Origin of the sequence: Actinomadura sp. WMMA1423 (genome assembly GCF_006547145.1) — a bacterium.
Classification (GTDB): Bacteria; Actinomycetota; Actinomycetes; order Streptosporangiales; family Streptosporangiaceae; genus Spirillospora.
In genome coordinates, this window is sequence record NZ_CP041244.1 from 1832870 (window position 1) to 1855072 (window position 22203).

The 22203-nt window shown below is 73.8% G+C and carries 22 protein-coding genes and 1 pseudogene; 12 read left to right on the forward strand and 11 right to left on the reverse strand.

The window, feature by feature from the left end; translation table 11 throughout:
* Positions 1-68: 68 nt before the first annotated feature.
* The 4 genes from FKD65_RS08490 (at position 69) to FKD65_RS08505 (ending at position 3888) form a co-directional block, all read left to right on the forward strand.
* Entirely contained in the window at positions 69-1040 is a 972-nt protein-coding gene (locus tag FKD65_RS08490; RefSeq protein WP_240810032.1) for a GlxA family transcriptional regulator, read from the forward strand.
* A 69-nt stretch (positions 1041-1109) separates the two neighbouring features.
* Positions 1110-2270: a thiolase family protein gene (locus FKD65_RS08495; protein WP_141576944.1), complete on the forward strand. Its 1161-nt coding sequence runs from the start codon at positions 1110-1112 to the stop codon at positions 2268-2270.
* 3 nt (positions 2271-2273) lie between these two features.
* The gene (locus FKD65_RS08500; protein WP_141576945.1) at positions 2274-2651 is read left to right on the forward strand and encodes a Zn-ribbon domain-containing OB-fold protein; all 378 of its coding nucleotides are present in this window, start codon (positions 2274-2276) and stop codon (positions 2649-2651) included.
* Between the two features lie 103 nt (positions 2652-2754).
* A complete protein-coding gene (locus FKD65_RS08505) occupies positions 2755-3888 on the forward strand; it encodes a nitronate monooxygenase family protein (RefSeq protein WP_141576946.1) in 1134 nt (377 codons plus the stop codon).
* A 104-nt stretch (positions 3889-3992) separates the two neighbouring features.
* Here FKD65_RS08505 and FKD65_RS08510 read toward each other — a convergent pair whose 3' ends face one another.
* Both FKD65_RS08510 and FKD65_RS08515 read right to left on the reverse strand, forming a co-directional pair.
* Positions 3993-4481: a pyridoxamine 5'-phosphate oxidase family protein gene (locus FKD65_RS08510; RefSeq protein ID WP_141576947.1), complete on the reverse strand. Its 489-nt coding sequence runs from the start codon at positions 4479-4481 to the stop codon at positions 3993-3995.
* Between the two features lie 17 nt (positions 4482-4498).
* Positions 4499-5923, reverse strand: a complete 1425-nt coding sequence (locus FKD65_RS08515; protein WP_205718607.1) for an MFS transporter — start codon at positions 5921-5923, stop codon at positions 4499-4501.
* A gap of 105 nt (positions 5924-6028) precedes the next feature.
* Here FKD65_RS08515 and FKD65_RS08520 point away from each other — a divergent pair, with 105 nt between their 5' ends.
* Together FKD65_RS08520 and FKD65_RS08525 are read left to right on the forward strand one after the other, a co-directional pair.
* Positions 6029-6535: a helix-turn-helix domain-containing protein gene (locus FKD65_RS08520; protein WP_141576948.1), complete on the forward strand. Its 507-nt coding sequence runs from the start codon at positions 6029-6031 to the stop codon at positions 6533-6535.
* Between the two features lie 36 nt (positions 6536-6571).
* On the forward strand, positions 6572-7303 hold the full coding sequence (locus FKD65_RS08525; RefSeq protein ID WP_141576949.1) for a YqjF family protein: 732 nt from the start codon (positions 6572-6574) through the stop codon (positions 7301-7303).
* A 37-nt stretch (positions 7304-7340) separates the two neighbouring features.
* On the opposite strand, the gene FKD65_RS08530 is transcribed toward FKD65_RS08525, so the two are convergent.
* The gene (locus FKD65_RS08530; RefSeq protein ID WP_141576950.1) at positions 7341-7862 is read right to left on the reverse strand and encodes a GNAT family N-acetyltransferase; all 522 of its coding nucleotides are present in this window, start codon (positions 7860-7862) and stop codon (positions 7341-7343) included.
* A gap of 54 nt (positions 7863-7916) precedes the next feature.
* Here FKD65_RS08530 and FKD65_RS08535 point away from each other — a divergent pair, with 54 nt between their 5' ends.
* Entirely contained in the window at positions 7917-8411 is a 495-nt protein-coding gene (locus FKD65_RS08535) for a pyridoxamine 5'-phosphate oxidase family protein (RefSeq protein ID WP_141576951.1), read from the forward strand.
* Between the two features lie 14 nt (positions 8412-8425).
* Here the strand turns inward: FKD65_RS08535 and FKD65_RS08540 are convergent, their stop codons facing one another.
* Positions 8426-9244 carry a class I SAM-dependent methyltransferase gene (locus FKD65_RS08540; RefSeq protein ID WP_141576952.1) on the reverse strand — a complete coding sequence of 273 codons (819 nt, stop codon included), beginning with the start codon at positions 9242-9244 and terminating at the stop codon, positions 8426-8428.
* 48 nt (positions 9245-9292) lie between these two features.
* On the opposite strand from FKD65_RS08540, the gene FKD65_RS08545 reads away from it, so the two are divergent.
* Positions 9293-9880, forward strand: coding sequence for a TetR/AcrR family transcriptional regulator (locus tag FKD65_RS08545; RefSeq protein WP_141576953.1), 588 nt, complete (start codon positions 9293-9295; stop codon positions 9878-9880).
* Between the two features lie 76 nt (positions 9881-9956).
* Here FKD65_RS08545 and FKD65_RS08550 read toward each other — a convergent pair whose 3' ends face one another.
* From FKD65_RS08550 to FKD65_RS08565, 4 genes and pseudogenes are all read right to left on the reverse strand, one after another.
* A complete protein-coding gene (locus FKD65_RS08550; RefSeq protein ID WP_141576954.1) occupies positions 9957-10922 on the reverse strand; it encodes a CapA family protein in 966 nt (321 codons plus the stop codon).
* A gap of 95 nt (positions 10923-11017) precedes the next feature.
* Entirely contained in the window at positions 11018-12052 is a 1035-nt protein-coding gene (locus tag FKD65_RS08555) for an SGNH/GDSL hydrolase family protein (protein WP_141576955.1), read from the reverse strand.
* Between the two features lie 100 nt (positions 12053-12152).
* Positions 12153-12668: a GNAT family N-acetyltransferase gene (locus FKD65_RS08560; protein WP_141576956.1), complete on the reverse strand. Its 516-nt coding sequence runs from the start codon at positions 12666-12668 to the stop codon at positions 12153-12155.
* Positions 12669-12722: 54 nt separating this feature from the next.
* Positions 12723-13394, reverse strand: a pseudogene (locus FKD65_RS08565) (ADP-ribosylglycohydrolase family protein); the annotation flags it as partial.
* A gap of 197 nt (positions 13395-13591) precedes the next feature.
* On the opposite strand from FKD65_RS08565, the gene FKD65_RS45440 reads away from it, so the two are divergent.
* Complete coding sequence (locus FKD65_RS45440) at positions 13592-14428, forward strand: GNAT family N-acetyltransferase (RefSeq protein ID WP_141576958.1); 837 nt, start codon at positions 13592-13594, stop codon at positions 14426-14428.
* Positions 14429-14441: 13 nt separating this feature from the next.
* On the opposite strand, the gene uvrB is transcribed toward FKD65_RS45440, so the two are convergent.
* Both uvrB and FKD65_RS08580 read right to left on the reverse strand, forming a co-directional pair.
* The gene (gene uvrB, locus FKD65_RS08575) at positions 14442-16559 is read right to left on the reverse strand and encodes an excinuclease ABC subunit UvrB (RefSeq protein ID WP_141576959.1); all 2118 of its coding nucleotides are present in this window, start codon (positions 16557-16559) and stop codon (positions 14442-14444) included.
* A gap of 96 nt (positions 16560-16655) precedes the next feature.
* Positions 16656-17807: a sensor histidine kinase gene (locus FKD65_RS08580; protein WP_141576960.1), complete on the reverse strand. Its 1152-nt coding sequence runs from the start codon at positions 17805-17807 to the stop codon at positions 16656-16658.
* Between the two features lie 203 nt (positions 17808-18010).
* Between FKD65_RS08580 and FKD65_RS08585 the strand changes: the two genes are divergently transcribed.
* From FKD65_RS08585 to FKD65_RS08595, 3 genes are read left to right on the forward strand one after another with little or no spacing between them, the layout of a single operon-like run.
* Positions 18011-19024, forward strand: coding sequence for a hypothetical protein (locus tag FKD65_RS08585; RefSeq protein WP_141576961.1), 1014 nt, complete (start codon positions 18011-18013; stop codon positions 19022-19024).
* Positions 19021-19845 (forward strand): hypothetical protein, encoded by an 825-nt coding sequence (locus tag FKD65_RS08590; protein ID WP_240810033.1) that lies wholly within the window; start codon positions 19021-19023, stop codon positions 19843-19845. Before FKD65_RS08585 ends, FKD65_RS08590 begins: the two co-directional genes overlap by 4 nt.
* 30 nt (positions 19846-19875) lie before the next feature.
* Positions 19876-20760: an inositol monophosphatase gene (locus FKD65_RS08595; protein WP_141576962.1), complete on the forward strand. Its 885-nt coding sequence runs from the start codon at positions 19876-19878 to the stop codon at positions 20758-20760.
* An 87-nt stretch (positions 20761-20847) separates the two neighbouring features.
* Here FKD65_RS08595 and FKD65_RS08600 read toward each other — a convergent pair whose 3' ends face one another.
* Complete coding sequence (locus FKD65_RS08600) at positions 20848-22083, reverse strand: SLC13 family permease (protein ID WP_141576963.1); 1236 nt, start codon at positions 22081-22083, stop codon at positions 20848-20850.
* Positions 22084-22203: the final 120 nt, after the last annotated feature.

The following is a 22203-nucleotide window of genomic DNA, read 5'->3' on the forward strand; positions in this document are numbered from 1 at the left end:
TCGGTCGGCAGGTCGTCCTCGATCGTCCGCCGGCCGGTCCGGAGGCGGCCAGTGGCCGGAATGCCGGGATGCGCTACGTTCTGGCCATGCATGTGGTGGCGGTGCTGGCGCTGGACGGGGTGGTCGCGTTCGATCTGGCCGTCCCGGGCCAGGTGTTCGGGGTGACGACCACGTCGGAGGACGTTCCGCTCTACGAGACGCGGGTGTGCGCGCCGCCGGGCGGGGTGGAGACGTCCGCCGTGCTCGGCCGGATCCGGGTCGAGGCGCCCTTCGGGCTCGACGCGCTGGCCGCGGCCGACACGATCGTTGTGCCGGGGCACGATGACGTCCGGTCCGAGCCGCCCGCCGCGGTGCTGGACGCGCTGCGCGACGCGGCGACCCGGGGCGCCCGTATCGCGTCGATCTGCGTCGGCGCGTTCGTCCTCGCCGCCGCCGGGCTGCTGGACGGACGCCGGGCGACGACGCACTGGCGGTTCGCCGACGAGCTGGCCCGGCGCTTCCCCGGCGTCGACCTGGACCCGTCGGTGCTGTACGTGGACGGCGGCCAGGTCCTCACGTCCGCCGGGGTGGCCGCCGGCATCGACCTCTGCCTGCACATGGTCCGCCGCGACCACGGCTCCGCGACGGCCGCGCGGACCGCGCGGCGCATCATCATGCCGCCGCAGCGGGACGGCGGCCAGGCCCAGTTCATCCGCCACGACGACCCGCCGGACGCGCGGGCCGCCCTCCAGCCGCTCCTGGCATGGCTGGAGGCGAACCTGCACCGCCCGCTGACGCTGGACGACATCGCGCGGCACGCGTCCGTCAGCGTGCGGACCCTGACGCGGCGGTTCCGCGACCAGACGGGGACGACGCCGCAGCAGTGGCTGTCGCGCGCCCGCGTCCACCGGGCGCAGCAGCTCCTGGAGAGCACGGACCTGCCGGTCGAGCGGGTCGCGGCCGAGGCGGGGTTCGGCTCGCCGGTGACGCTGCGGGCCCACTTCTCCCGGCGGGTGGGGGCCTCGCCGCTGGCGTACCGGAGCGCGTTCCGGGGCCGCTGATCACCCCGCCGGACGTCTACCGAATGCGATTCTGTACCGTGAACGGGCACGGACGAGGAGAGCGAGGCGATGGGCACTTCGATCGTGGGGCTCGGGATGACCGAGCTCGGCAGGGTGTACGGGCGCAGCCCCCGGCGGCTCGCGGCCGACGCGGTGCGGCTGGCCGCCGCCGACGCGGGCCTGGAGCTCGGCGACCTGGACGGCCTGCTGGTCAGCCACGGCATGGGCGGCTCGCCCGGGATCGAGCTGGCCGACACCCTCGGCCTGCGCGACCTGCGGCTGCTGGCGCTGGTCAACTCCTACGGGGCGACCGCCGGGGCGATGGTGTCGTACGCGGCGATGTCGGTACTGAACGGATCGGCGACCACGGTCGCCTGCGTGTTCGCGGACGCGCCGCTGAAGCCGAAGCAGTCGGCGGGCTCGGCCTACAACCGCGACGCCCGCGAATGGTACGGGTTCGGGGGGATGACGGCGGCGCTCGGCCTGCGCAGCGTGAACTCCCACTACGCCCTCGCCGCCCAGCGGCACATGGCCCGCTACGGGACGACCAGCGAGCAGCTCGGCGCGATCGCCGTCGCGACCCGCGCCTGGGCGTCCGGCAACCCCCGGGCGCAGATGCGCGAACCGATCACCATCGAGGACCACCAGGCCTCCCGCTGGGTGTCGGAGCCTCTCCACCTGCTGGACTGCTGCCTGGTTTCCAACGGCGCGATCGCCGTCATCGTGACGAGCGACGACCGCGCCCGCGACCTCGCCCGGCCGCCCGTGCACGTGTGGGGCTGGGGGCAGGGCCACCCGGGGCACCGCAAGGAGCTCGGCAGCGACTACGGCCTGACGACGGGCGCCGCGGCGTCCGGCGCGGCCGCGATGAAGATGGCCGGCGTCACCACGGCCGACGTCGACGTGTGCGAGCTGTACGACTGCTACACCTACACCGTCCTCGTGACGCTGGAGGACTACGGGTTCTGCGCCAAAGGCGAGGGCGGCGCGTTCGCCGCGTCCGGCGCGCTCGCGCCCGGCGGGTCGCTGCCGACCAACACCGGCGGCGGGCAGCTGTCGGCGTACTACATGTGGGGCATGACGCCGCTGTCGGAGGCCGTGATCCAGGCGCGGGGGGACGGCGGGGAGCGGCAGGCGCCGTCCACCGACGTGATCCTGGTCAGCGGGAACGGCGGGATCCTCGACCACCACTCCACGCTGATCGTCAGCCCGCACGAGAAGGGGGCCTAGCCGGTGGACATCGGCATCCTGCGCCGCGACGGCCGGACCGACCCGTTCTTCGACGGCGCCGCGTCCGACCGGCTCGTCGTCCAGCGCTGCGAGGCGTGCGACCGCTGGTTCGCGCCGGACGCGAGCAGCTGCCCCGGCTGCGGCGAGGAGAACCTCGCCTGGGCCGAGGCGAGCGGCGCGGCGACCCTGGTGACCTGGACGATCCTGCCCAAGGAGCAGCCCGTCTTCCTGGCGCTGGTCGAGCTGGCCGAGGGACCGTGGCTGCACACCCGCCTGGACGGCGTGACCCGCGCGGACCTGCGCGAGGGGCTCCCGCTGCGCGCGGTGTTCGAGCATCCGGACGAGGGCGAGTCGTTCGTCCTCTTCCGCCCCGCCGAATGACACGTCGCGTCCCGAGGCCGGGAGCGGCTTCCTCGGCCGTCTCAAGGATCGGGGCGCCCGACCGCCCTAGACCGAATGGCGTTCGGTCCATTAGCGTCGGGGCATGAACACCGAGGTCTGCGCACGGTTCGGTATCGAGTTCCCGCTGCTCGCCTTCAGCCACTGCCGCGACGTGGTCGCCGCCGTCACCAACGCCGGCGGGTTCGGCGTCCTCGGCGCCGTCGCGTACACCCCGGACCGGCTCGAGGAGGAGCTGCGCTGGATCGACGAGCACGTGAACGGGCGCCCCTACGGCGTCGACGTGCTCGTCCCCGGCAAGATCGACAAGGCGGCGGAGGGCGGCGCGGGGATGGACGCCCTGCTCGCCGCCGTCCCCGACGAGCACTGGACGTTCCTCACCGGCCTGTTCGCCAAGTACGACGTCCCGCTGCCCGACTTCGAGAAGGCCAGGCGGTCCGACGCGCGCGGCGGCGGGGTCACCAAGGAGGGCGCGACGGAGCTGATCGACGTGTCGCTCGCCCATCCGATCGGCCTCATCGCCAGCGCCCTCGGCACCCCGCCGCCGCTGATGGTGGAGAAGGCGAAGGCGGCGGGCATCCCCGTGGCCGCGCTGGTCGGGACCTCCGAGCACGCGCGCCGCCAGGTCGCCGCCGGGGTCGACCTCATCGTCGCGCAGGGCGGGGAGGCGGGCGGGCACACCGGGGAGATCTCCACGATGGTGCTCGTCCCCGAGGTCGTCGACACGGTCGCGCCGATTCCCGTCCTCGCCGCGGGCGGGATCGCCACCGGGCGCCAGATGGCCGCCTCGCTCGCGCTCGGCGCGTCCGGCGTGTGGTGCGGCTCGGTGTGGCTCACCACCGAGGAGGCCGAGACGCCCCCGGCGGTGAAGGAGAAGATGCTCGCCGCCACGTCCCGCGACACGATCCGGTCGCGGTCGCGGACCGGCAAGCCCGCCCGCCAGCTGCGCTCCGCCTGGACGGAGGAGTGGGAGGGCCCCGCCAGCCCCGGCCCGCTCGGCATGCCGCTCCAGATGATCGTCGCGGAGGGCGCCATGCGGCAGATCACCAAGGTGGCCGAGTCCGGCAACCCGGGCGCCCGCGCGCTCGCGAACTACTTCGTCGGCCAGTGCGTCGGCCTGATGAACACCGTCAAGCCCGCCCGCCAGGTCGTCTACGACATGGTCGAGGACTTCGCGAACGCCGTGGAGCGCCTCAACGGCATCACCGGCGAGGAGTAGACCGCCCGCCCCTGGACCTGCGACGAGCGGAGCCCCCGAAGCCCTGCCCCCGCTGGGATCACCACAGCGGCGGCAGGGCCGGGGAGCCGCGTTCGCCGAGCCGGTCAGCGTTTCCCTCCGGCGTACCAGATCGTGCTGCGCAGGTCGGTCCCCCTGATCACCTGGACGCGCCAGGGCTCCAGCCGCAGGACGTGCAGTTCCGGGTCCTCAGGCCCGCCGCGCCAGAACCGGCCCAGGTCGTACCCGGCGCCCTTCGGGCTCGTCCGCCGGTAGAGGTCCCAGACGCGGCGCTTGGTCCCGAGGTCGTCGGCCCAGGCGGCTACGGCGTCGATGCTCACCGCGTTCTGCCTCGGCGTCCAGTAGGAGAACGTGGTGTGCGGGTTGCCGGCCAGATGCGCGGCCTTCACGGGCGTCCTGTGGGTGGCGAGCCAGCCCAGCGGGCCGCCGTCACGGGGCTCCCAGACGGGGATGAGCACGCGTGCGCGGGGCCGTCCCTTCGCGTCGACGGTGGTCATGGTCGCGTACACGATGTCGCCGATGTAGGCGTCGAACTGCCCCTGGATCTCTGCGAACGACTTCACCTTCGTGGCCACTGGCGTCTCCTTCCAGCTCAGACGGTGGTCTTGGCGGGTTCGGCGAGCGGGCCCCCGTCCGGGGCGGCCTCCGGGGCCGGGGGCGTGCGGAGGCCGAACGCGATCACGACCGCGCCCAGCGCCGCCGCCGCGACCGGGACGACGAGGGCGGTGCGCAGCGCGTCCAGGCCCGTTCCGGCGGCGACGCTGACGGCGGTGACGGCCGACAGCCCGAGCGCCGTCCCGAACTGGATGGAGGTGTACAGCAGGCCGCCCGCCACGCCGTGCTCGTCCTCCCGGACGCCCTCGGTCGCCGCCATCGTCAGCGGCCCGTACGCCAGCGCGAAGGCGAGGCCGAGCACGACCAGCGACGGCAGCATGGCGGCGTAGGTCCAGTCCGCCCCGACGGGCAGGAACAGCGCGTAGGCGGCCGCCGCGAGCAGCATCCCGGCGAACAGCACGCGGGTGTTGCCGAAGCGCTCCACGAGGCGGGGCGTCAGCGTGGGCGCGAGCACCGTGTCGATGGCGATCACCAGCATGGCGAGGCCGGTCCGCAGCGTGCTCCAGCCGCGCACCTCCTGGAAGTACAGCGTGGCCAGGAACTGGAAGCCCGCGAACGCGCTCAGGAACAGCAGCGCGGCCACGTTCACGCGCACCAGCGGGGCCGTCCGCAGGATGCCGAGCCGCACCAGCGGCGACCTCGACCGCCGCTCGATCGCGACGAACAGCCCGAGCAGCGCCAGGCCCCCGGCGAACACGGCGGCGGTCAGGCCGGCACCCGCGGCGAGGTCCTCCAGCCGGACCACTCCGTACGCCAGCAGCAGCATCGCCCCCGTGACGGCCAGCGCCCCCGCGACGTCGAAACCCCCCGGCCGCCGCACCGCGCCCGCGTCGGGGAGGAGGGCCAGCGCCGCGACCAGGATCAGGGCCGCCATGATGACCGGCGCGAAGAACACCCACCGCCAGCCGAAGGACGCGAGCACGCCGCCCGCCACCAGGCCCAGCAGGAACCCGCCCGACGCCGTCCCCGCGTACACGCCCAGCGCCCGGGTGCGCGCCGGCCCCTCGGGGAAGGTGGAGGTGACCAGCGCCAGACCGGCGGGCGCCATGAACGCGGCCGCGACGCCCGTGAGAAAGCGAGCGGCCAGCAGCATCCAGCCCCCGGTGGCGAACCCGCCGACGCCGGAGAAGACCAGGAAGACCGACAGCCACAGGACGAACATCCGCCGGTGCCCCAGCAGGTCGGCGGCCCGGCCGCCCAGCAGCATGAACCCCCCGTACCCGAGCACGTACGCGCTCACCACGCCGCTGAGCATCCCGGTGGACAGGCCCAGGTCGGCGCGGATCGAGGGCAGCGCGATGTTCAGCATCGCGACGTCGATCCCCTCCAGGAAGATCGCGCCGCACAGCACCATCAGGACGCCCCATGCGCGCCCGCTCATTCGCTCGTTCGAATCGGACATCGTCGCCCGGCTCTCCTTCGACGGGGGAACCGGGCGGGGCGGTTCCCCTGGTGACTGCCGGTTCCCTCTTGTAACCGGCAACATCGTCTGGCACCATCCGTGAGCATGGAAGACGGCACTTCCGAGTCCCTCGGTTACTGCGCGGATACCGGCATCGACGACGACGTTCTCCAGTGGGACCAGCGCGCCGACTGCGAGGTGCGGCAGATCCTCGACCGCGTCGCCGACAAGTGGTCACTCCTGGTGATCGCGCTGCTCGACAAGCGGAGCCTGCGCTTCACCGAGCTGCGCCGCGCGATCGACGGCGTCAGCCAGCGGATGCTGACCCGCACGCTGCGGCATCTGGAACGCGACGGCCTGGTCAGCCGCACGGTGCACGCGACCGTCCCGCCGCGCGTGGACTACCGGTTGACGCCCATGGGCGCGACTCTGCACAGCACCATCCGCGCGCTGGTCGTGTGGACCGAGGAGCACCAGAACGCCATCGCCGCCGCCCGCGCCGCCTACGACGAGCGCGCCGCCGCCGAACGGGAGGCCGCCGACCGCGAAGCGGCCGAACGCGAGGCCGTCGCCCGTTCCGTGCTCCCGTCCCGGGCCTCGGGAACGGCCTGACCTTGGACATGATCAACAGTGTGGGACGATGGGGCCGTGCCCGTTCCCCTGCCCATCGCGGCCGATCCACCCGGCGTGGTCCCCAGGCCGTGGGTCACGCAGTCGTGGCGTGACCTGGCGTTCGTCCACTGGCGCGTGGACCCGCGACGGGTGGCGCCGCTACTGCCGAAGGGCGTCGTTCCGGACACGCTGCATGGGGCCACGTATGTCGGGCTTATCGCGTTCTGGATGCACCGGGTCGGGTGGTTCCGGCTCCCCGGCGTCCCGCACTTCGGGACGTTCCCGGAGACCAACGTCCGGCTGTACTCGGTGGACGCGCAGGGCCGGCGCGGTGTGGTCTTCCGCTCGCTGGACGCCTCTCGCCTGCTCCCTGTGCTGATCGCGCGGGCGGGGCTCGGACTGCCGTACCAGTGGTCGCGCATGGCCATCCGGGCCCGGGGCGACGTGATCAGCTATGCCGGTTCGCGACGCTGGCCGGGCCCGCGCGGCGCCTACAGCCGGATCACCGTGCGGATCGGCGAGCGGGTGGAGGAGCCCTCGGATCTGGAGCACTTCCTGACCGCCCGCTGGGGCCTGCACAACGCCTTTCTCGGACGTGTCGCGTTCCTGCCGAACGTCCATCCGCGGTGGCCGCTGCACCGGGCGTCGCTCCTGCGCTGCGAGGAGAACCTCGTGGCGGCGGCGGGTCTGCCGGGACCGCTCGGGGAGCCGGCGAGCGTGCTGTACTCGCCGGGCGTGGCGGTACGGTTCGGCCGTCCGGCCGGTTGACCACTCCGGTGGGCGGGCGAGAACCGCCAGGTGGCCGCTACACCACGAGGGGGCTGCGGCGTTCGATGAGGACGACGTCGCGCCAGCGGCCGTGGAGGCGGCCGAGGCGCTCGCGCACGCCCACGGTGCGGAACCCGGCCTTGGCGTGCAGCCGCAGGCTGGCGGTGTTCTCGGGGAAGATGCCGGACTGGACCGTCCAGATGCCGTCCTCCTCGGTGGAGGCGATGAAGGCGGCCAGGAGCGCGGCGCCCACGCCCCGGCCCTGCGCGCGGGGGCTGACGTAGACGCTGTGCTCGACCACCCCGCTGTAGCAGCAGCGGTCGGAGACGGCGACGGCGGCGATCCAGCCGAGGGCCTCACCCGAGGGGGCCGCGTCGGCGGCCACGTACCGGTGGCGCTCCAGCTTGGCCGCGTCGAACTCCGACCAGGTCGGGGCCCTGGTCTCGAAGCTGGCCTGACCGCCGTCCAGGCCCTCCTGGTAGATCGCCAACACCCGCTCGGCGTCGTCCGGCCGCATGGCCCTGATGGCGATGCCGGAATCCCCGATCGGCTCGGTCATGGGACTCCTTCCTTCGTAGGCGCGGTGTCGGACCCACCCGCCACACTCACTCACATGAGCCTGCCAGAGGATTTGGACGAGTTGGCGCGGACCGTCATCGACGGGAACCTGTACATGACCCTGGGGACGAGCGAAGCCGATCACCGGCCGCGCCTTTCACCGGTGTACTTCACGCACGCCGGCTACCGGACGTTCTACTGGGTCTCCTCTCCGGATTCGCGGCACTCGGGCAACATCGCCGCCCGCCCGGAGGTCGCCATCGTCATCTACGACTCCTCGGCGGAGATCGGGCGGGGCCGCGCCGTCTACATCGACGCCGCGGCCTCCGCCGTGCCCGACGAGGAGCTGCCGGAGCGCTGCGCCGAGGCGTTCCCCCGGGTCGATCCGGGCGCCGTGGCCTTCGAGCCCGCCGACCTCGGCGGCGACGCCCCGCTGCGCCTCTACCGCGCGGACGCGACCGGATACGAGGTGCACCTGCCGGGCCGCGACCCGCGCAACGCCTCGGGCATCGACACCCGGCGCCGAGTGGATCCCGTGCCGCGGGCCTGACCGGCCCCGGCCCGTCACGCCGCGCCGGCGGCCTTCGACGCGGTGACGGCCACGGTGGCGTAGGGGATCGTGAAGCGGCCGCCGATGGCGTCGATGGCCTCCCCGACGCCTTCCAGCACCGCCTCCCGCTGGGCGTCCTGGAGCCAGGTGAGCGTGCCGTGGGTGGGCATCTGGTCCAGCCACTCGTCGCGGGTGTAGGTCTGCTCCCAGTCGAACCGCCATTGCTCGGGCTCGCCGAAGCCGCCCGCGGCCTCGATCCCCTCGGCGGCCCTGTCGAACATCAGCTGGTAGGTCTCCATGGCCGACCTGTTCGCTACGGCGTTGAACGGGGAGTCGGGCACGACCCGCCGGTAGACGGCGGCCAGGGCCTCCGTCACCTGGGGCGGGAGCTCGAACACGTGCCAGAACGCCGCCAGCCGCCCGCCCGGCCGCAGCACCTCCGCCGCCTTGGCCGCTCCGGCCACCGGGTCCACCCAGTGCCAGGCCGTCCCGGCGACCACCGCGTCGAAGTCCCGGCCCGCCGGGTCCCAGGCCTCGAACGTCGCGACCTCGACCTCCAGCCCGCCGCGCCGCGCGAACTCGGCCATCCGCGCGTCGGGCTCGACGCCGAGCACCGTGCAGCCGGCGGCCCGGAACTGGCGGGCCTCGATGCCGGTGCCGCAGCCGACGTCGAGGACGTCGGGCCCCGGGCAGGCGGCGGCGATCCGCTCCACGAGGGCGTCCGGATAGCGGGGCCGGGCGCGGTCGTAGCGGTCGGGATCGGTGCCGAAGGACTCCGCCACCTGGCGGGCGCGGTGCGGCTCGGGGGAAGGGTCGGTCGCTACAATGGGCATGCGCCCACTATGAATGGGCGCATGCCCACTCGTCAAGGAGAATCCGCCGTGCCGACAGGGATCGCCATGCGCGACGTGCGCGGGCAGCTGTTCGACGCCGCCGAGCGCGTCCTGCTGAAGGAGGGGGCGAGCGCGCTGACCAGCCGCGCCGTCACCGCGGAGGCGGGCTGCGCCAAGGGCGTCCTGCACCGGCACTTCGCCGACTTCGACGCCTTCCTCGCCGAGTTCGTGCTTGACCGCGTCGACAGGATGGACTCCGAGACCGCCGCCCTGCGCGACGCGGCCGGCGCCGGCACCGTCGTCGGCAACCTCACCGCCGCGCTCACGGCGGTGTTCGGATCGGTCGCCGTCGCGATCGTGCCCCTCATCACCTTCCGGGACGAGCTGCGCGCCCGGCTGCGGGAGACCTGGCCGGCGGGCGTCCCGGTGCTGACGGAGGCCGTCGACCTGGTCGCCTCCTACCTCGCGGCCGAGCGCGACCTCGGTCGCCTCGCGCCCGACGCCGAGGTCGACCTGCTCGCCCCCACCCTCATCGGCACGGCCCACCTGCTGTTCGCCGACCGCGCCGCGGCGCCGCCGGACGAGGAGGCCGTGCGCAGGGCGGTGACCGGGGTCGTCGCTGCCGCGCTGCGCTGACCGCCTCCGGAGGCATCTCCCGTGCGGCGAGGACGGGTCCGGGCCGCTCGATGATCCGCCGCAGCCGTCCGTTCCGTCACGGCCGCTCGACGACCAGCCGTCCGTCGCGGACGGAGACGGGCGTGTCGAAGGCGGCGCAGGCCGCGGTGAAGCGGTCGGCGATCCAGGCGCGGTCGGCGCCGCCGGCCAGGCGGGTGCGGCAGAAGTCGAGCCGGATCGGCACCGCCTCGATCCGGGAGGGGCCGGCGGCGTCCAGCGTGACCAGGAACACCAGGCCGAGGTCGTTGCGCAGCAGGGGGTCGACCGCGTAGTCGTCGATGAAGTCGCCCATGTCGTAGAGCACCGGCCGCACCACGGCGTGGAAGACGTGCGCGGAACTCCCGGCGACGAGCGTCGCGCCCGCCTCCACCAGGCTCCCCGCCGCGCGCCGTACGTAGGGCAGCGGCGCCGGGATCATGTTCGGGCCCCAGTGCGGCATGACCAGCACGGCGTCGTGCGCGCCGCGGAGCCGCCGGACCTCCTCCAGCAGGTGGCCGGGGACGCCGCCTTCCAGGTCCGCGTGGGCCACGCCCGGACGGTCCTCCGCCGCGGCGAAATCGGCCGGATGGTCGGTGACGCCGAGGACCGCGACCCGCGCTCCCCCGGCCTCCACGACGGCGGGCTCCCGCGCCCGCCCGAGGTCCTCTCCCGCGCCGACCGTCCGGATTCCCGCCCGGCGGAGGACGTCGAGCGTGTCCGCCAGGGCGTCCGGCCCGTAGTCGAGGGCGTGGTTGTTGGCGAGCGTCACGCAGTCGACGCCGAGGTCGGCGAGGGCGTCGACCGCGGCCGGCGGTGCACGGAAGTGGAAGGGCTTGCCCGCCGGGTCCCACCGCCGCCCTCGGTCGGACACGCAGCATTCCAGGTTCACCAGGGCGAGGTCGGCCTCGCCGAAGACCTCGCGCACCCCCTCGGAGAACAGGCCGTGCGGGCCGTACGCGGCGATCTCCTCCGCCACGCCCCGTCCCAGCATCGTGTCCCCGGCGAGCGCGATCGTGATGGGCATCGCAGAACCCCTTGGACAGTCGTGCCCGTTCGGGACGGTCCTCACCGGCCGAGGGGGAATCCGGGCGGCGGGGAGGCCCCCGCCGCCCTCGGCGATCAGGACAGGGGGCGTCCCGGCCCCTTCTTGATCTGGTCGACGAAGAGCCGGGCGAGCGCCTGCTGCCCTGCGACCGTCGGGTGGTAGCTGCGCGGCTCGGCCTCCAGCGCCGCAAGGTTCACCGTCAGGCCGTTCATGTAGGCGTCACGGCTGCCTACCTCGTGCCCGGCGAACGCGCCGTAGGCGTCCACGAACTCGACGCTTCCGGGCCGGTGCCCGGCCACCTTGCGCGCGTCGGCCTCCGCCACCGACTGCCTGATCACCCCGCCCAGCTCGTAGGCCCGCCCGTTCAGCCAGCGCTGGTCCGCGACCGTGATGTTGTCCCCGTCCACGCCGCTGACCTCCGAGAACGCCTTCGGGTAGGACATCACGACCACCCGCGCGTACGGCGCCCGCTGGGTGATCTTGGACAGCAGGGCGGGCAGGCTCTGCCGGAGCTCGGCCATGCGGCGGGCGATCTCCTCGCCCTGCCCGGTGCAGCCCCTCCCCCACGGGAGCTTGATGACGCAGCCGGCGAGCACCCGTGAGAACCCGACGTCGTTGCCGCCGATGCTGATGGTGACCAGGCTGGTGTCACGCCCGATGCGGCCGATCTGTGGTGGTTCGCCGCCCCGGCCGTCCAGGACGTCGTCGGTGGTGGCGCCGGAGCACGCCCAGAACGCGGTGCCCTTCGCGAAGCGGAAGGCCTGCGAGACCTCGTGGTAGTACGCCTTGGACGTCCGGTGGCACCGGTCCAGGGGGTTCTGGTCGGCCACGGTCGCCTCCGCCCCGACTCCCGAGGAGTACGAGTCCCCCAGCGCCACGTAGGCCCCGCGCGTCGCCACCTCAAGGGGGGTGGGCGTGCGGGTGGCCGCGACCGGGTCCGCCTTGCCCTCGGGGCCCGGAGCGCGGCACCCCTTGCCGAAGGCCTCGCACCGCGCCGCCGGCATCACCACCAGCGGGACCACCGCCAGCGCCAGCAGCAGCGCCAGGAGCGCGAGCGCGGCGCCCCGCTCGCCGAGGCGGCCCCGCACCCATGCGACCGGGCTGATCATCGCTCTCCTTCTGTCCCCGAACCCGGCGTCCATGGCGCGGACGCCCAAGGGCCAGACGTCCGGGGGCCGTCCCGGGTTCCGGCCTTTACATTGTAGATCTTTAACGGGTGCCGGATCGCGGCCCCAGCGGCGCCCACATGACGAGGCGCGGCCCCAGCTCGTGCAGCCCTTCCCTGATCTCGGCGTCCCAGTAGGACCTGATCCCCGGACCCCAGCGCTCCTCGGGCAGCTCCGCGAACCCGTGCCGGGCGTACCAGGGCCCGTTCCACGGGACGTCCCGGAAGGTCAGGAGGCTGACCCCGGGCGAGCCCGCCGCGGCCGCCCTCGCCTTGACCTCCTCCAGCAGCAGGACGCCGATCCCCCGCCCCACCAGGTCGCCGCGCACCGAGATCTGCTCCAGGTGCGCGGCCCCGTCGACCTCCTCTACGGCCGCGAAACCGACCGGCGGGTCACCGGCCACCACGATCTCGGCCCCCTTGCCGGCCACCTGCTCGATCACCGTGGGACCGGGCGGGAAGACGATCCCGATCTCGGCGAACATCGCGTCGCCCGAGTTCTCGATCTCCGCCAGCCCCGGCAGGTCCCCGTCCCGCGCCGTCCGGACCTCATGCACCATGCCGCGATCGTAGGCACCTCCCCTACGCCCGGTCGCGCGGTTTTCCGCCGCCGCTCAGCCGTAGAAGCGCATGTGCCAGTCCATCGGAGGCTCGCCGTAGGAGTCGGCGGGCGGGCTCGGCCCGAACTCCACCGCGCCGCCCTCGGCGAGCGCGGCGATCGTCCCGGCGGCCTCGACGCCCGCGCGCCAGTGCTCGGGGACGGCCCGGGAGCCGTACCGGGCGCCGAGCAGGTTCCCGCAGATCGCGCCGGTGGAGTCGCTGTCACCGGAGTGGTTGACGGCGAGCAGCAGCCCGCGCGGGACGATCTCCAGCGGGTACCCGCCCGCGGCCTCGGCCGTCAGCGCGGCGCGCACGGCGATGGCGAGGGCCTCCGGGCCGGTGAAGCCGCGGCCGAGGCTCTCCAGCCGCTCGGGCGCCTCGGACGCCGGGCCGCCGCGCGGCGGCTCCAGCGCCTTCTCCAACGCTACGGCCGTCTCCTCGTGGCCGGGGTGCTCGCGCAGTTCCGCCATGGCGCGCCCCAGGGCGTCAACGAGGGTGGCACCGTGCACGAGGGCCGACACCGCGACGGCGAGGGCGCCCGCGGGCAGGTGGCCGGACGGGTGGCCGTGGGTGAGGGCCGCGACGCCCTGCCCCCGGCTGAAGACGGCACCCGGGGCGGGGTGCCCGAAGCCCCCCGGCGCGGCCCGGACCGTGCCGGCGCAGCCCTTGGAGTCGTTGACGGGCCCTCCACGGGCCGGCCGAGCGCCTCACCGACCGCCCCGCCGAACAGGCACCCCAGCATCCGGTCCCCCGCCGCGCCCGCCATGTCAGCCACGCCCGACACGCTACCGACCCGCCCCGACGCCCCCGAACCGCCTGCGCCGCACCGGAGGAGGGGCGTAAATGGGCTGCGTCCGGCGTGCGGGCGCGGGCATGCTGAGGCATGGCGTGGAAGCTGACCGACGATGTCCATGAGTTCCTCGCGCGGGCGGGAGGGCTCCTGCGCGCCGATCCCGTCGCCAACACCGTCCCGCTGACCGTGGCCGAGGCCATCCGGAGGCAGGGAGCCGCCCTCTACCGGACCGCGCTGTTCGGCTGGTGGGCGGAGGGCGGTGACGTCGCGGGCGCCTTCATGTGGACGGGGGCGTATCCGGTCCTGATCAGCGAGATGCCGGAGCCCGCCGCGCCGGCGCTGGCCGCCGAGCTGGCCGGGCGGGGCGCCGCGGTCCCCGGCGTCAACGGGAGCCCGGACCTCGCCGAGGGGTTCGCGGAGGCGTGGACCCGCCGTACCGGGACCCGGGCCCGGGTGGAGCTGCGCCAGCGGCTGCACCGGCTGGCGGGGCTCGTCATGCCGGACCCGCCGCCGGAGGGCGCCGCGCGTGTCGCGGACGGCGGCGATCTCGACCTCGTGCGCGACTGGTTCGCGGCGTTCCACCGGGACGCCGGCGGCCACGGCGACCCCGACCCGGCGGTGATCGACGGGCGGCTCGCGGAGGGCGGCGTCACGCTGTGGGAGGCGGGCGGACGCCCGGTGGCGATGGCGGGCCGGACCCCGGCGGTGGCCGGGGCGGCGCGGGTGGCGCCCGTCTACACCCCGGCCGAGCACCGCCGCCGCGGCTACGGGGCGGCGGTGACCGCCGCGGTGACCCGGGCCGCCCGGGACGCGGGCGCCGGCGAGGTCGTGCTGTTCACCGACCTCGCCAACCCGACCAGCAACGGCGTCTACCGGCGGCTCGGCTACCGCCCGGTCGAGGACCGGGTCGTGCTCGCCTTCGGGTGAGGGCCGCGGGGCGTCAGCTGACGCCCGCCTCCTTCATGTCGCGCAGCTCGCGCTTGAGCTCCTTGATCTCGTCGCGGAGCCGGGCGGCGAGCTCGAACTGCAGGTCGGTCGCGGCCTGGTGCATCTGCTCGGTCATCTGCTCGATGAGGCCCTCCAGCTCCTCGCGCGGGCGCTCGCCGACCAGGTCGGCGGCGTGCCGGCCGACCTCCCTGGTGCGGGACGCGAGGCCGGGCACGGGCGCCTTGCCGCGGCTCTGCTGGCGCCCGGCGCCGCCGATGAGGGTCTCGGTGTCGGCGTCCTCGCGGGCGAGGGAGTCGAGGATGTCGGCGATGCGCTTGCGCAGCGCCCGCGGCTCGATGCCGTGCTCCTCGTTGTAGGCCCGCTGCTTGTCGCGGCGCCGGTTCGTCTCGTCGATCGCCCGCTCCATGGACGGGGTGACGGTGTCGGCGTACATGTGGACCTGCCCCGACACGTTGCGGGCGGCGCGGCCGATCGTCTGGATGAGCGACGTCTCGGAGCGCAGGAAGCCCTCCTTGTCGGCGTCCAGGATCGCCACGAGGGAGACCTCGGGCAGGTCGAGGCCCTCGCGGAGCAGGTTGATGCCGACCAGGACGTCGAACTCGCCGGCGCGCAGCTCGCGCAGCAGCTCGATGCGGCGCAGGGTGTCGACCTCGCTGTGCAGGTAGCGGACCTGGATGCCGAGTTCGAGCAGGTAGTCGGTGAGGTCCTCGGACATCTTCTTGGTGAGGGTGGTGACGAGGACGCGCTCGTCGCGCTCGGTGCGCTCGCGGATCTCGTGGATGAGGTCGTCGATCTGCCCCTTGGTCGGCTTGACGACGATCTCCGGGTCGATCAGGCCGGTGGGGCGGATGACCTGCTCGACGACGTCGCCCTTGACGCGGTTCATCTCGTAGGGCCCGGGCGTCGCCGACAGGTAGACGGTCTGGCCGATCCGGTCGAGGAACTCCTCCCACTTCAGGGGACGGTTGTCCATGGCGGACGGGAGCCGGAACCCGTGCTCGACCAGCATCCGCTTGCGGGACGCGTCGCCCTCGTACATGGCGCCGATCTGCGGGACCGTCTGGTGGGACTCGTCGACGACGAGGAGGAAGTCCTCCGGGAAGTAGTCGAGGAGGGTGTTGGGGGCGGTGCCGGGGCCGCGGCCGTCGATGTGCCGGGAGTAGTTCTCGATGCCCGAGCAGGTGCCGACCTGCCGCATCATCTCGATGTCGTAGGTGGTGCGCATGCGCAGCCGCTGCGCCTCCAGCATCTTGCCCTGCCGCTCCATCACGGCGAGGGTCTCCTCCAACTCGGCCTCGATCTGGCCGATGGCCCGCTCCATGCGCTCGGGGCCGGCGACGTAGTGCGAGGCGGGGAAGACGTAGAGCTCCTCGTCCTCGGTGATCAGCTCGCCGGTGAGCGGGTGCAGGGTGGCGAGCTTCTCGATCTCGTCGCCGAACATCTCGATCCGGACGGCGAGCTCCTCGTACTGCGGGATGATCTCGACGGTGTCGCCGCGGACGCGGAACGTGCCGCGGGTGAAGGCGAGGTCGTTGCGGGTGTACTGCATGCCGACGAGCTGCCGGAGCAGGTCGTCGCGGTCGATCTCCTGCCCGACCTTCAGCCGGACCATCCGGTCGACGTACTCCTGCGGGGTGCCGAGGCCGTAGATGCACGACACCGACGCGACGACGACGGTGTCGCGGCGGGTCAGCAGCGAGTTGGTCGCCGAGTGCCGCAGCCGGTCGACCTCGTCGTTGATCGAGGAGTCCTTCTCGATGTAGGTGTCGGTCTGCGGGATGTACGCCTCGGGCTGGTAGTAGTCGTAGTACGACACGAAGTACTCGACGGCGTTGTTCGGCAGCATCTCGCGCAGCTCGTTGGCGAACTGGGCGGCGAGGGTCTTGTTCGGCTGCATGACCAGGACCGGCCGCTGCAGCTTCTCGACCAGCCAGGCGATCGTGGCGGTCTTGCCGGTACCGGTCGCGCCGAGCAGCACCGCGTCCTTCTCGCCGCGCTCCACGCGGGCGGCGAGGTCGGCGATCGCCGTGGGCTGGTCGCCCGACGGCGTCATCTCGGTGACGACCTCGAACGGCGCCACGCGGCGCCGCAGGTCCGTGACTGGGCGCATCGACACTCCCCTGGATCCGGCGTTCTCCCTGTGTACCAACTGTATGCAGGGGGTCCGACATTCCGCGGCCGAGCGGCCCGGCGGGCGCCCCGGGGGTCAGGAGGCGGGCAGCGGGAGCCTCGCCCGGACGGCGTAGCCGCCGCCGCGGGGCCCGGCGTCGAAGCTGCCGCCGAGGGCGGTGACGCGCTCGCGCAGCCCGAGCAGGCCGTTCCCCCCGGAGGGCAGCCGGTGCTCGGGCCGCGCGGTGGGCGGGTCGTTGGTGATCTCCACTTCGACCGCCTCGGGGAGGAGGCCGAGCTCCACGCGGGTCTCGGCGGCCCCGGCGTGCTTGTGGACGTTGGTGAGGGCCTCCTGGACGAGCCGGTACACCGTCCGCCCGACGGCGGGGGGCATGGGCCGCTCCTCCCCGCGGACCTTCAGGTCGACGCGCAGGCCCGCGGCGCCCGACTGGCCGACCAGCTCGCGGAGGTGCGCGAGCGTCACCGCCTGCTGCGGGAGGGCCTCCTCCCCCTGCCTGAGCACGCCGACGACGTGGCGGAGCTCCTCCAGCGCCTGCCGCCCCATGTCGCCGATGACGGAGGCGGTCTCGGCGGCCCGCTCGGGGTCGCGGACGGCGATCGCCTTCAGCGCGCCCGCGTGCACGACCATCACGCTGATGCGGTTGGCGACCACGTCGTGCATCTCCCGGGCGATGCGGGTGCGCTCCTCGCCCCGCGCGCGCTCCGCGAGCAGGTGCTGCTCGCGTTCGAGCCGCGCGGCGCGTTCCTGGAGGGAGGCGAGGAGCTGCTTGCGCGCGCCCATGTAGAGGCCGAGCAGCACGGGGACCCCGACGAACGCGATCCCGAAGATCGACTGCGCGAGGAAGGACTCCGTCGCCGCAGTCGGGCCGGGGAAGACCAGGCCGGCGACGTAGCCGGCGAGCGCGACGCCCACCACCGTCCTGCGGGAGGCGGTGTAGGCGGCGAGCGAGTACAGGATCACGAGGGTGGCGAACGCCCCGGCGCCGGTGATCGTGGCGAACACCATCGCGAACACGCACAGCCCCACCGGATGGGAGCGCCGCACGATCAGGGTCAGCCCGAGGATGACGCTGCAGACGGCCACGGCGGCGGGCGGGAGCCAGAACTTCTGCTCCGCGAACCACAGGAACACGCCGTCGCCCACGGCCAGCGTCACGGCGATCGCGATGTCGAAGGCACGGGAACGCCGGGTGGGCCATGCCCCCGACCACCAGCCCCGCACGCGCATGGCGACGAGCCTATAGCGATCGGAAGGGCACCTGGTCGCACAGGTGAGCGAACCCCTTACCTGCGGGGCTTTTCCAGCGGTCGGAGGCTGTGGTTACGATGACCGCGCCGGCCGTGTCGTTCGAGGGGGTGCCGTTCGAGGGGGCGACCCCCCAGACGCCTCCCGAGCGCCCCCGGCGCCGACGAGGACGGGGAAACCGCACAATGGGCCGATTCGGCAACTGGTTCGGGAAGAACGCCGACGCAGTGATCGCGCTGGTCCTGGCGATCGTCGTCGCGGTGCTCGGCCTCGGGGTGAACCTGCCGAACGAGACGGAGATCACCAACAGCGGAATCCTCGCGGTGATCGGCCTGCTGGCGACGTCGGTGCTGCGCGACCGCGGCCGGCGCATCCCGGTCGAGGCGGAGGTGCGCGACACGCTGCGCGCCTCGTCGGCCACGCTCGGTGAGCTCGACGCCAAGCTGACCCACATCGAGGCGTTCGAGAGCGTCCTGTCCGACACCAAGCGCGCGCTGGACGAGACCACCGTCGTCCGGGTCATCAGCGGGGCCCAGGTGGCGCAGGTCCTCGCCGAGGCCCGCCGCGACACCGACCGCTGGTTCTTCAAGGGCGGCACGGGCACCTACATCCGCGCGAGGACGCTGCCCGAGTGCGTGGCGGCCGCGCGCCGGGAGCGGCGGACGCTGCTGTTCCGCCTGGAGATCCTCGACCCCACGAACGTCGAGGTGTGCGAGGCGTACGCGCGCCACCGCCGGTCGGTGTCGGACGGCCCGGACGCCACGGGCGAGCCGTGGACGCTGGAGCGCACCCGCAAGGAGGCGTACGCCACCATCCTGGCGGCGTGCTGGCACAAGCAGCGCTTCGCGATGCTCGACATCGACATCGGCCTCGCGCAGACGATGACGACGCTGCGGTACGACCTGGCGTCGTCCCGTGTCGTGGTCACCCGCGACGACCCGCGCGGCGAGGCCCTGGTCGTGGAGAGCGCCAAGTTCTACTACAGCTGGGTGAGCGCGGAACTCCAGACCAGCCTCGACCAGGCGCGCCGCGTGCCGGTGGAGCAGGCCAGGCTGGCGCCCCTGGACGACGAGCCGACCGTGGAGGAAGTGCGCAAGCTCTTCGAGGTCATCGGAATCGACCTCGCGCAGGGCTATACCGACCGCGATGTCATCGAGATCATACGTAAGGCCCTGCGCGCCAAGGACCCGTACGAGTGACCGGGCCGGGGCCGGCCGGCCGCGGCCCGGGCGGGTGCGGCGCGGGCGGGCAGGGCGAGGGGCCGCGAGGCCACCGGGAACGCGTCTCGGCGAAGGGTGAGGCCGCCGGAGTGAGGTACGAGGAGATCCGCGAGGAGATCCGCGCCGGTACCGCGGCGCGGACGCTGCCGGCATGGGCGGGGCGCGTCCTCGACGGGGTCCTGGAGGACGCCGCCGCGGGCCGCCCGGACATCGCCGCCGTGCGGCACCCGCTGGGCTTCCTGTGCCTTCCCCTGGAACGCAGCGGCGATCTCGGCGTGTGCCTGCACATCTGGACGCCCGAGGTGCTCCCGGCGCCGTCCACCACGTCGCCGGTGCACTGCCACAGCTGGGACCTGCTCAGCTTCGTCCTGTACGGGACGGTCCGGAACGTGCGGATGGAGGTCAGCGAGTCCTCCGCCACAGGGTCGTCCGCCACGGGGTCTTCCGCCACAGGGACGCAGCAGGTCTTCGAGGTGGTGAGCCAGGGCGACATGGACGAGCTGAGGGCCACCGGGCGCACCGTCCAGTGCGCCCCCGCCAACTCCACCACGCACCGGACCGGGGAGTCCTACACTCTGCCCGCGGGCGTCTTCCACAGCACGCTCATAGAGGACGGCCGAGACGCCGCCACGGTGGCCCTGGGCCGGCAGACGCCGGGCGGGGGCGACCTGTCGCTCGGCCCCCTGGACCTCCCCAGCCACAAGGTTCGCCGCACCCGTTCGGACCACGCCGACACGGTGCGGGCCCTGCGGCGTTCGGCCCGCAGGATCGCCACCGCCCACTGCTCGCCGCGCCGGTAGCCGGCCGCCGGATCCGACTGGAGAGGCCCGATGAGACCCACGACCCCGTCAGCGGCCCTTCCGGTCGATCTCTCCGAGGCCCGGCGCGTGGCGGTGGAGGCGGCGGAGGCGGCGGGCGAGCTGCTCAGCGCCCGCGTGGACGGCCCCCTGGGCGTGCGGCCCAAGGGCGACGGCGGGGACGTGGTGACCGAGCTGGACACCGCCGCCGAGGACCTGATCGTCGGGCGGCTGCGGGGCGCGTATCCGGGCCACCGGATCATCGCCGAGGAGTCCGGGATCCTGGACGGCGCGCCCGGCGAGGACATGGTGTGGCTCGTCGATCCGCTCGACGGCACCAACAACGTCGCGATCGGCATGCCGGTGTACGCGGTCGGGCTGGCGCTGTGCGCGCGCGCCGAGCCGGTCTTGGGCGTCGTACACGATCCGGTGAGTGGCCGGACGTGGTCGGCGGTGCGCGGGAGGGGCACGCTGGGACCTGACGGCAGGCCCCTGGCGCTGGCCGACCGCCCCAGGCCGGGACGGGACAAGAACCCGCTGCTCGCCTGGACGCAGGGCCACCAGGTCGGCGCCGACGATCCGGTCGCGTTCGCCATGCGCTCGGCCCTGGAGCTGCGCTGCGCGCGCATGCTGCAGCTCTGGGCGCCGCTGGTGGCGTGGACGATGCTGGCGCGCGGCGACATCGACGGCATCGTCGGCTACCTGCCCGAGATCGTGGACCTGCCCGCCGGGGCGCTGGTGGCGGCCGAGGCGGGCGCGGAGCTGCGCCGCCTGGACGGGGCGCCCTACGAGCTCGGCATCGACCGCCCGGCGTCCGAGCTGGGGTTCGTCGCGGCGCGCCCCGAACTGCTCGACCGCCTCCTGGAGACCACGGCGAAGATCGACCCCCAGGACGGGCCGGGCCGCTTCACCCGCTGACCGCTTCACCCGCTGACCGCTTCACCCGCTGACCGCTTCACCCGCTGACCGCCTCGCCGGACGGCGGCCGGTCAGGAGGTCAGGCGGTCAGGCGGTCAGCAGCAGGGCTCCGACGGCGGCGGCGGTCCCCGCCACGGCCAGGACCGTCCCCGCCAGGACGAACGTGCGCATCGGCACGCGCACGTCCCAGCGCCGGCACCACTCGAACCACAGCAGCGTGGCCAGCGACCCCCAGGGCGTGATGACGGGCCCCACATTGGTCCCGACGAGCAGGGAGAGCAGCTGGTCCCTGTTCGAGGCGGGCACGGCCGACTCCCCGGCGACGTAGGCGGGCAGGTTGTTGAGGACGTTCGACAGGCCCGCCCCCGAGAACGCCGCCCGGAAGGCGCCGACCGCGCCGCCCTCGTCGCCGATCAGGCCGCGCATGGCGTCGTCCAGCCCGAACCGCTCCAGGGTGGGGACGACGAGGAACAGCCCGGTGACGAACACCAGCAGCTGCCAGGGGATGAGCGCGGGGCGCAGCGCCGACCGGTCGCGCACGGCGAAGGCGGCCACGGCCACGACGGCGGCGGCGGTGGCGGCCACGCCCAGCTGGATCCCGGTGTGCACGCCCGCGAGGATCGCCCCGATGAACAGCAGGCACGCGGCACCGGTGGCGGAGAACAGCACGCGGTCCTGGACGGGCACCGGCTCGGGCGGGTCGTAGGACTCCTCGCCGCGCATCCGCCGCCGCCAGTAGAACGCCCACAGCAGGGCCATCGTCACGGCCAGGACCGCCAGCTGCGGCACCCACATGCGCGCCGCGAACGCGGGGGTCTCCAGCGCGACGCGGTCGGCGGCGAGGAGGTTGGTGAGGTTGGACACCGGGAGCAGCAGGCTCGCGGTGTTGGCCAGCCACACCGTCGTCATGGCGAGCGGCAGGGTGGCTATCCGCGCGCGCGCCGCCAGCGCCAGCATGACCGGAGTCAGCAGTACGGCGGTGGTGTCCAGGTTGAGGAAGACGGTGGTGAGCGACGCGAACGCCACGCACAGCAGGAACAGCGCGACGTAGTTGCCCCGCCCGGCCTGGGCCATCCGCTGGGCGATCGCGTCGAAGACCCCCGCCTCCTTGGTCAGCTCCGCCAGGATGATGACGCTGAACAGGAAGAGCAGCAGGGGCGCGATCCGTCCGACGCTGGAGCGGGCCGTGTCGGCGGGCAGCAGGCCGGTGGCGACGAACACCAGGCCGAGCACCAGCACGGCGATGCGGATCCAGTCGAGGACGCTCAGGGAGCCGGCGGCGCGTCGCAGGACCTGTGTCGGGGCGGGCGGCACGCGCGTCATGATTCCACAGGCGGCGCGCGGTGATCCCGAAGGCCTCCCGTGGCCGGTCCGCCGCGATCGGTGCGCGCGGCCAGGCTCCACAGGCGGCCAAGCGCGCTGCCTTTCGGCGTGCGCCGCGCG

What these genes read in the sequence shown, in the direction of transcription:
- FKD65_RS08490 (WP_240810032.1), top strand. Translation starts at nt 69, where the DNA reads ATGCGCTACGTTCTGGCCATGCATGTGGTGGCGGTGCTGGCGCTGGAC.
- FKD65_RS08535 (WP_141576951.1), top strand. Translation starts at nt 7,917, where the DNA reads ATGAGCCTGCCAGAGGATTTGGACGAGTTGGCGCGGACCGTCATCGAC.
- FKD65_RS08495 (WP_141576944.1), top strand. Translation starts at nt 1,110, where the DNA reads ATGGGCACTTCGATCGTGGGGCTCGGGATGACCGAGCTCGGCAGGGTG.
- FKD65_RS08560 (WP_141576956.1), bottom strand. Translation starts at nt 12,668, where the DNA reads ATGGTGCATGAGGTCCGGACGGCGCGGGACGGGGACCTGCCGGGGCTG.
- FKD65_RS08530 (WP_141576950.1), bottom strand. Translation starts at nt 7,862, where the DNA reads ATGACCGAGCCGATCGGGGATTCCGGCATCGCCATCAGGGCCATGCGG.
- FKD65_RS08520 (WP_141576948.1), top strand. Translation starts at nt 6,029, where the DNA reads ATGGAAGACGGCACTTCCGAGTCCCTCGGTTACTGCGCGGATACCGGC.
- FKD65_RS08540 (WP_141576952.1), bottom strand. Translation starts at nt 9,244, where the DNA reads ATGCCCATTGTAGCGACCGACCCTTCCCCCGAGCCGCACCGCGCCCGC.
- FKD65_RS08580 (WP_141576960.1), bottom strand. Translation starts at nt 17,807, where the DNA reads ATGCGCGTGCGGGGCTGGTGGTCGGGGGCATGGCCCACCCGGCGTTCC.
- FKD65_RS08585 (WP_141576961.1), top strand. Translation starts at nt 18,011, where the DNA reads ATGGGCCGATTCGGCAACTGGTTCGGGAAGAACGCCGACGCAGTGATC.
- uvrB (WP_141576959.1), bottom strand. Translation starts at nt 16,559, where the DNA reads ATGCGCCCAGTCACGGACCTGCGGCGCCGCGTGGCGCCGTTCGAGGTC.
- FKD65_RS08515 (WP_205718607.1), bottom strand. Translation starts at nt 5,923, where the DNA reads ATGTCCGATTCGAACGAGCGAATGAGCGGGCGCGCATGGGGCGTCCTG.
- FKD65_RS08550 (WP_141576954.1), bottom strand. Translation starts at nt 10,922, where the DNA reads ATGCCCATCACGATCGCGCTCGCCGGGGACACGATGCTGGGACGGGGC.
- FKD65_RS08555 (WP_141576955.1), bottom strand. Translation starts at nt 12,052, where the DNA reads ATGATCAGCCCGGTCGCATGGGTGCGGGGCCGCCTCGGCGAGCGGGGC.
- FKD65_RS08600 (WP_141576963.1), bottom strand. Translation starts at nt 22,083, where the DNA reads ATGACGCGCGTGCCGCCCGCCCCGACACAGGTCCTGCGACGCGCCGCC.
- FKD65_RS08505 (WP_141576946.1), top strand. Translation starts at nt 2,755, where the DNA reads ATGAACACCGAGGTCTGCGCACGGTTCGGTATCGAGTTCCCGCTGCTC.
- FKD65_RS45440 (WP_141576958.1), top strand. Translation starts at nt 13,592, where the DNA reads ATGGCGTGGAAGCTGACCGACGATGTCCATGAGTTCCTCGCGCGGGCG.
- FKD65_RS08595 (WP_141576962.1), top strand. Translation starts at nt 19,876, where the DNA reads ATGAGACCCACGACCCCGTCAGCGGCCCTTCCGGTCGATCTCTCCGAG.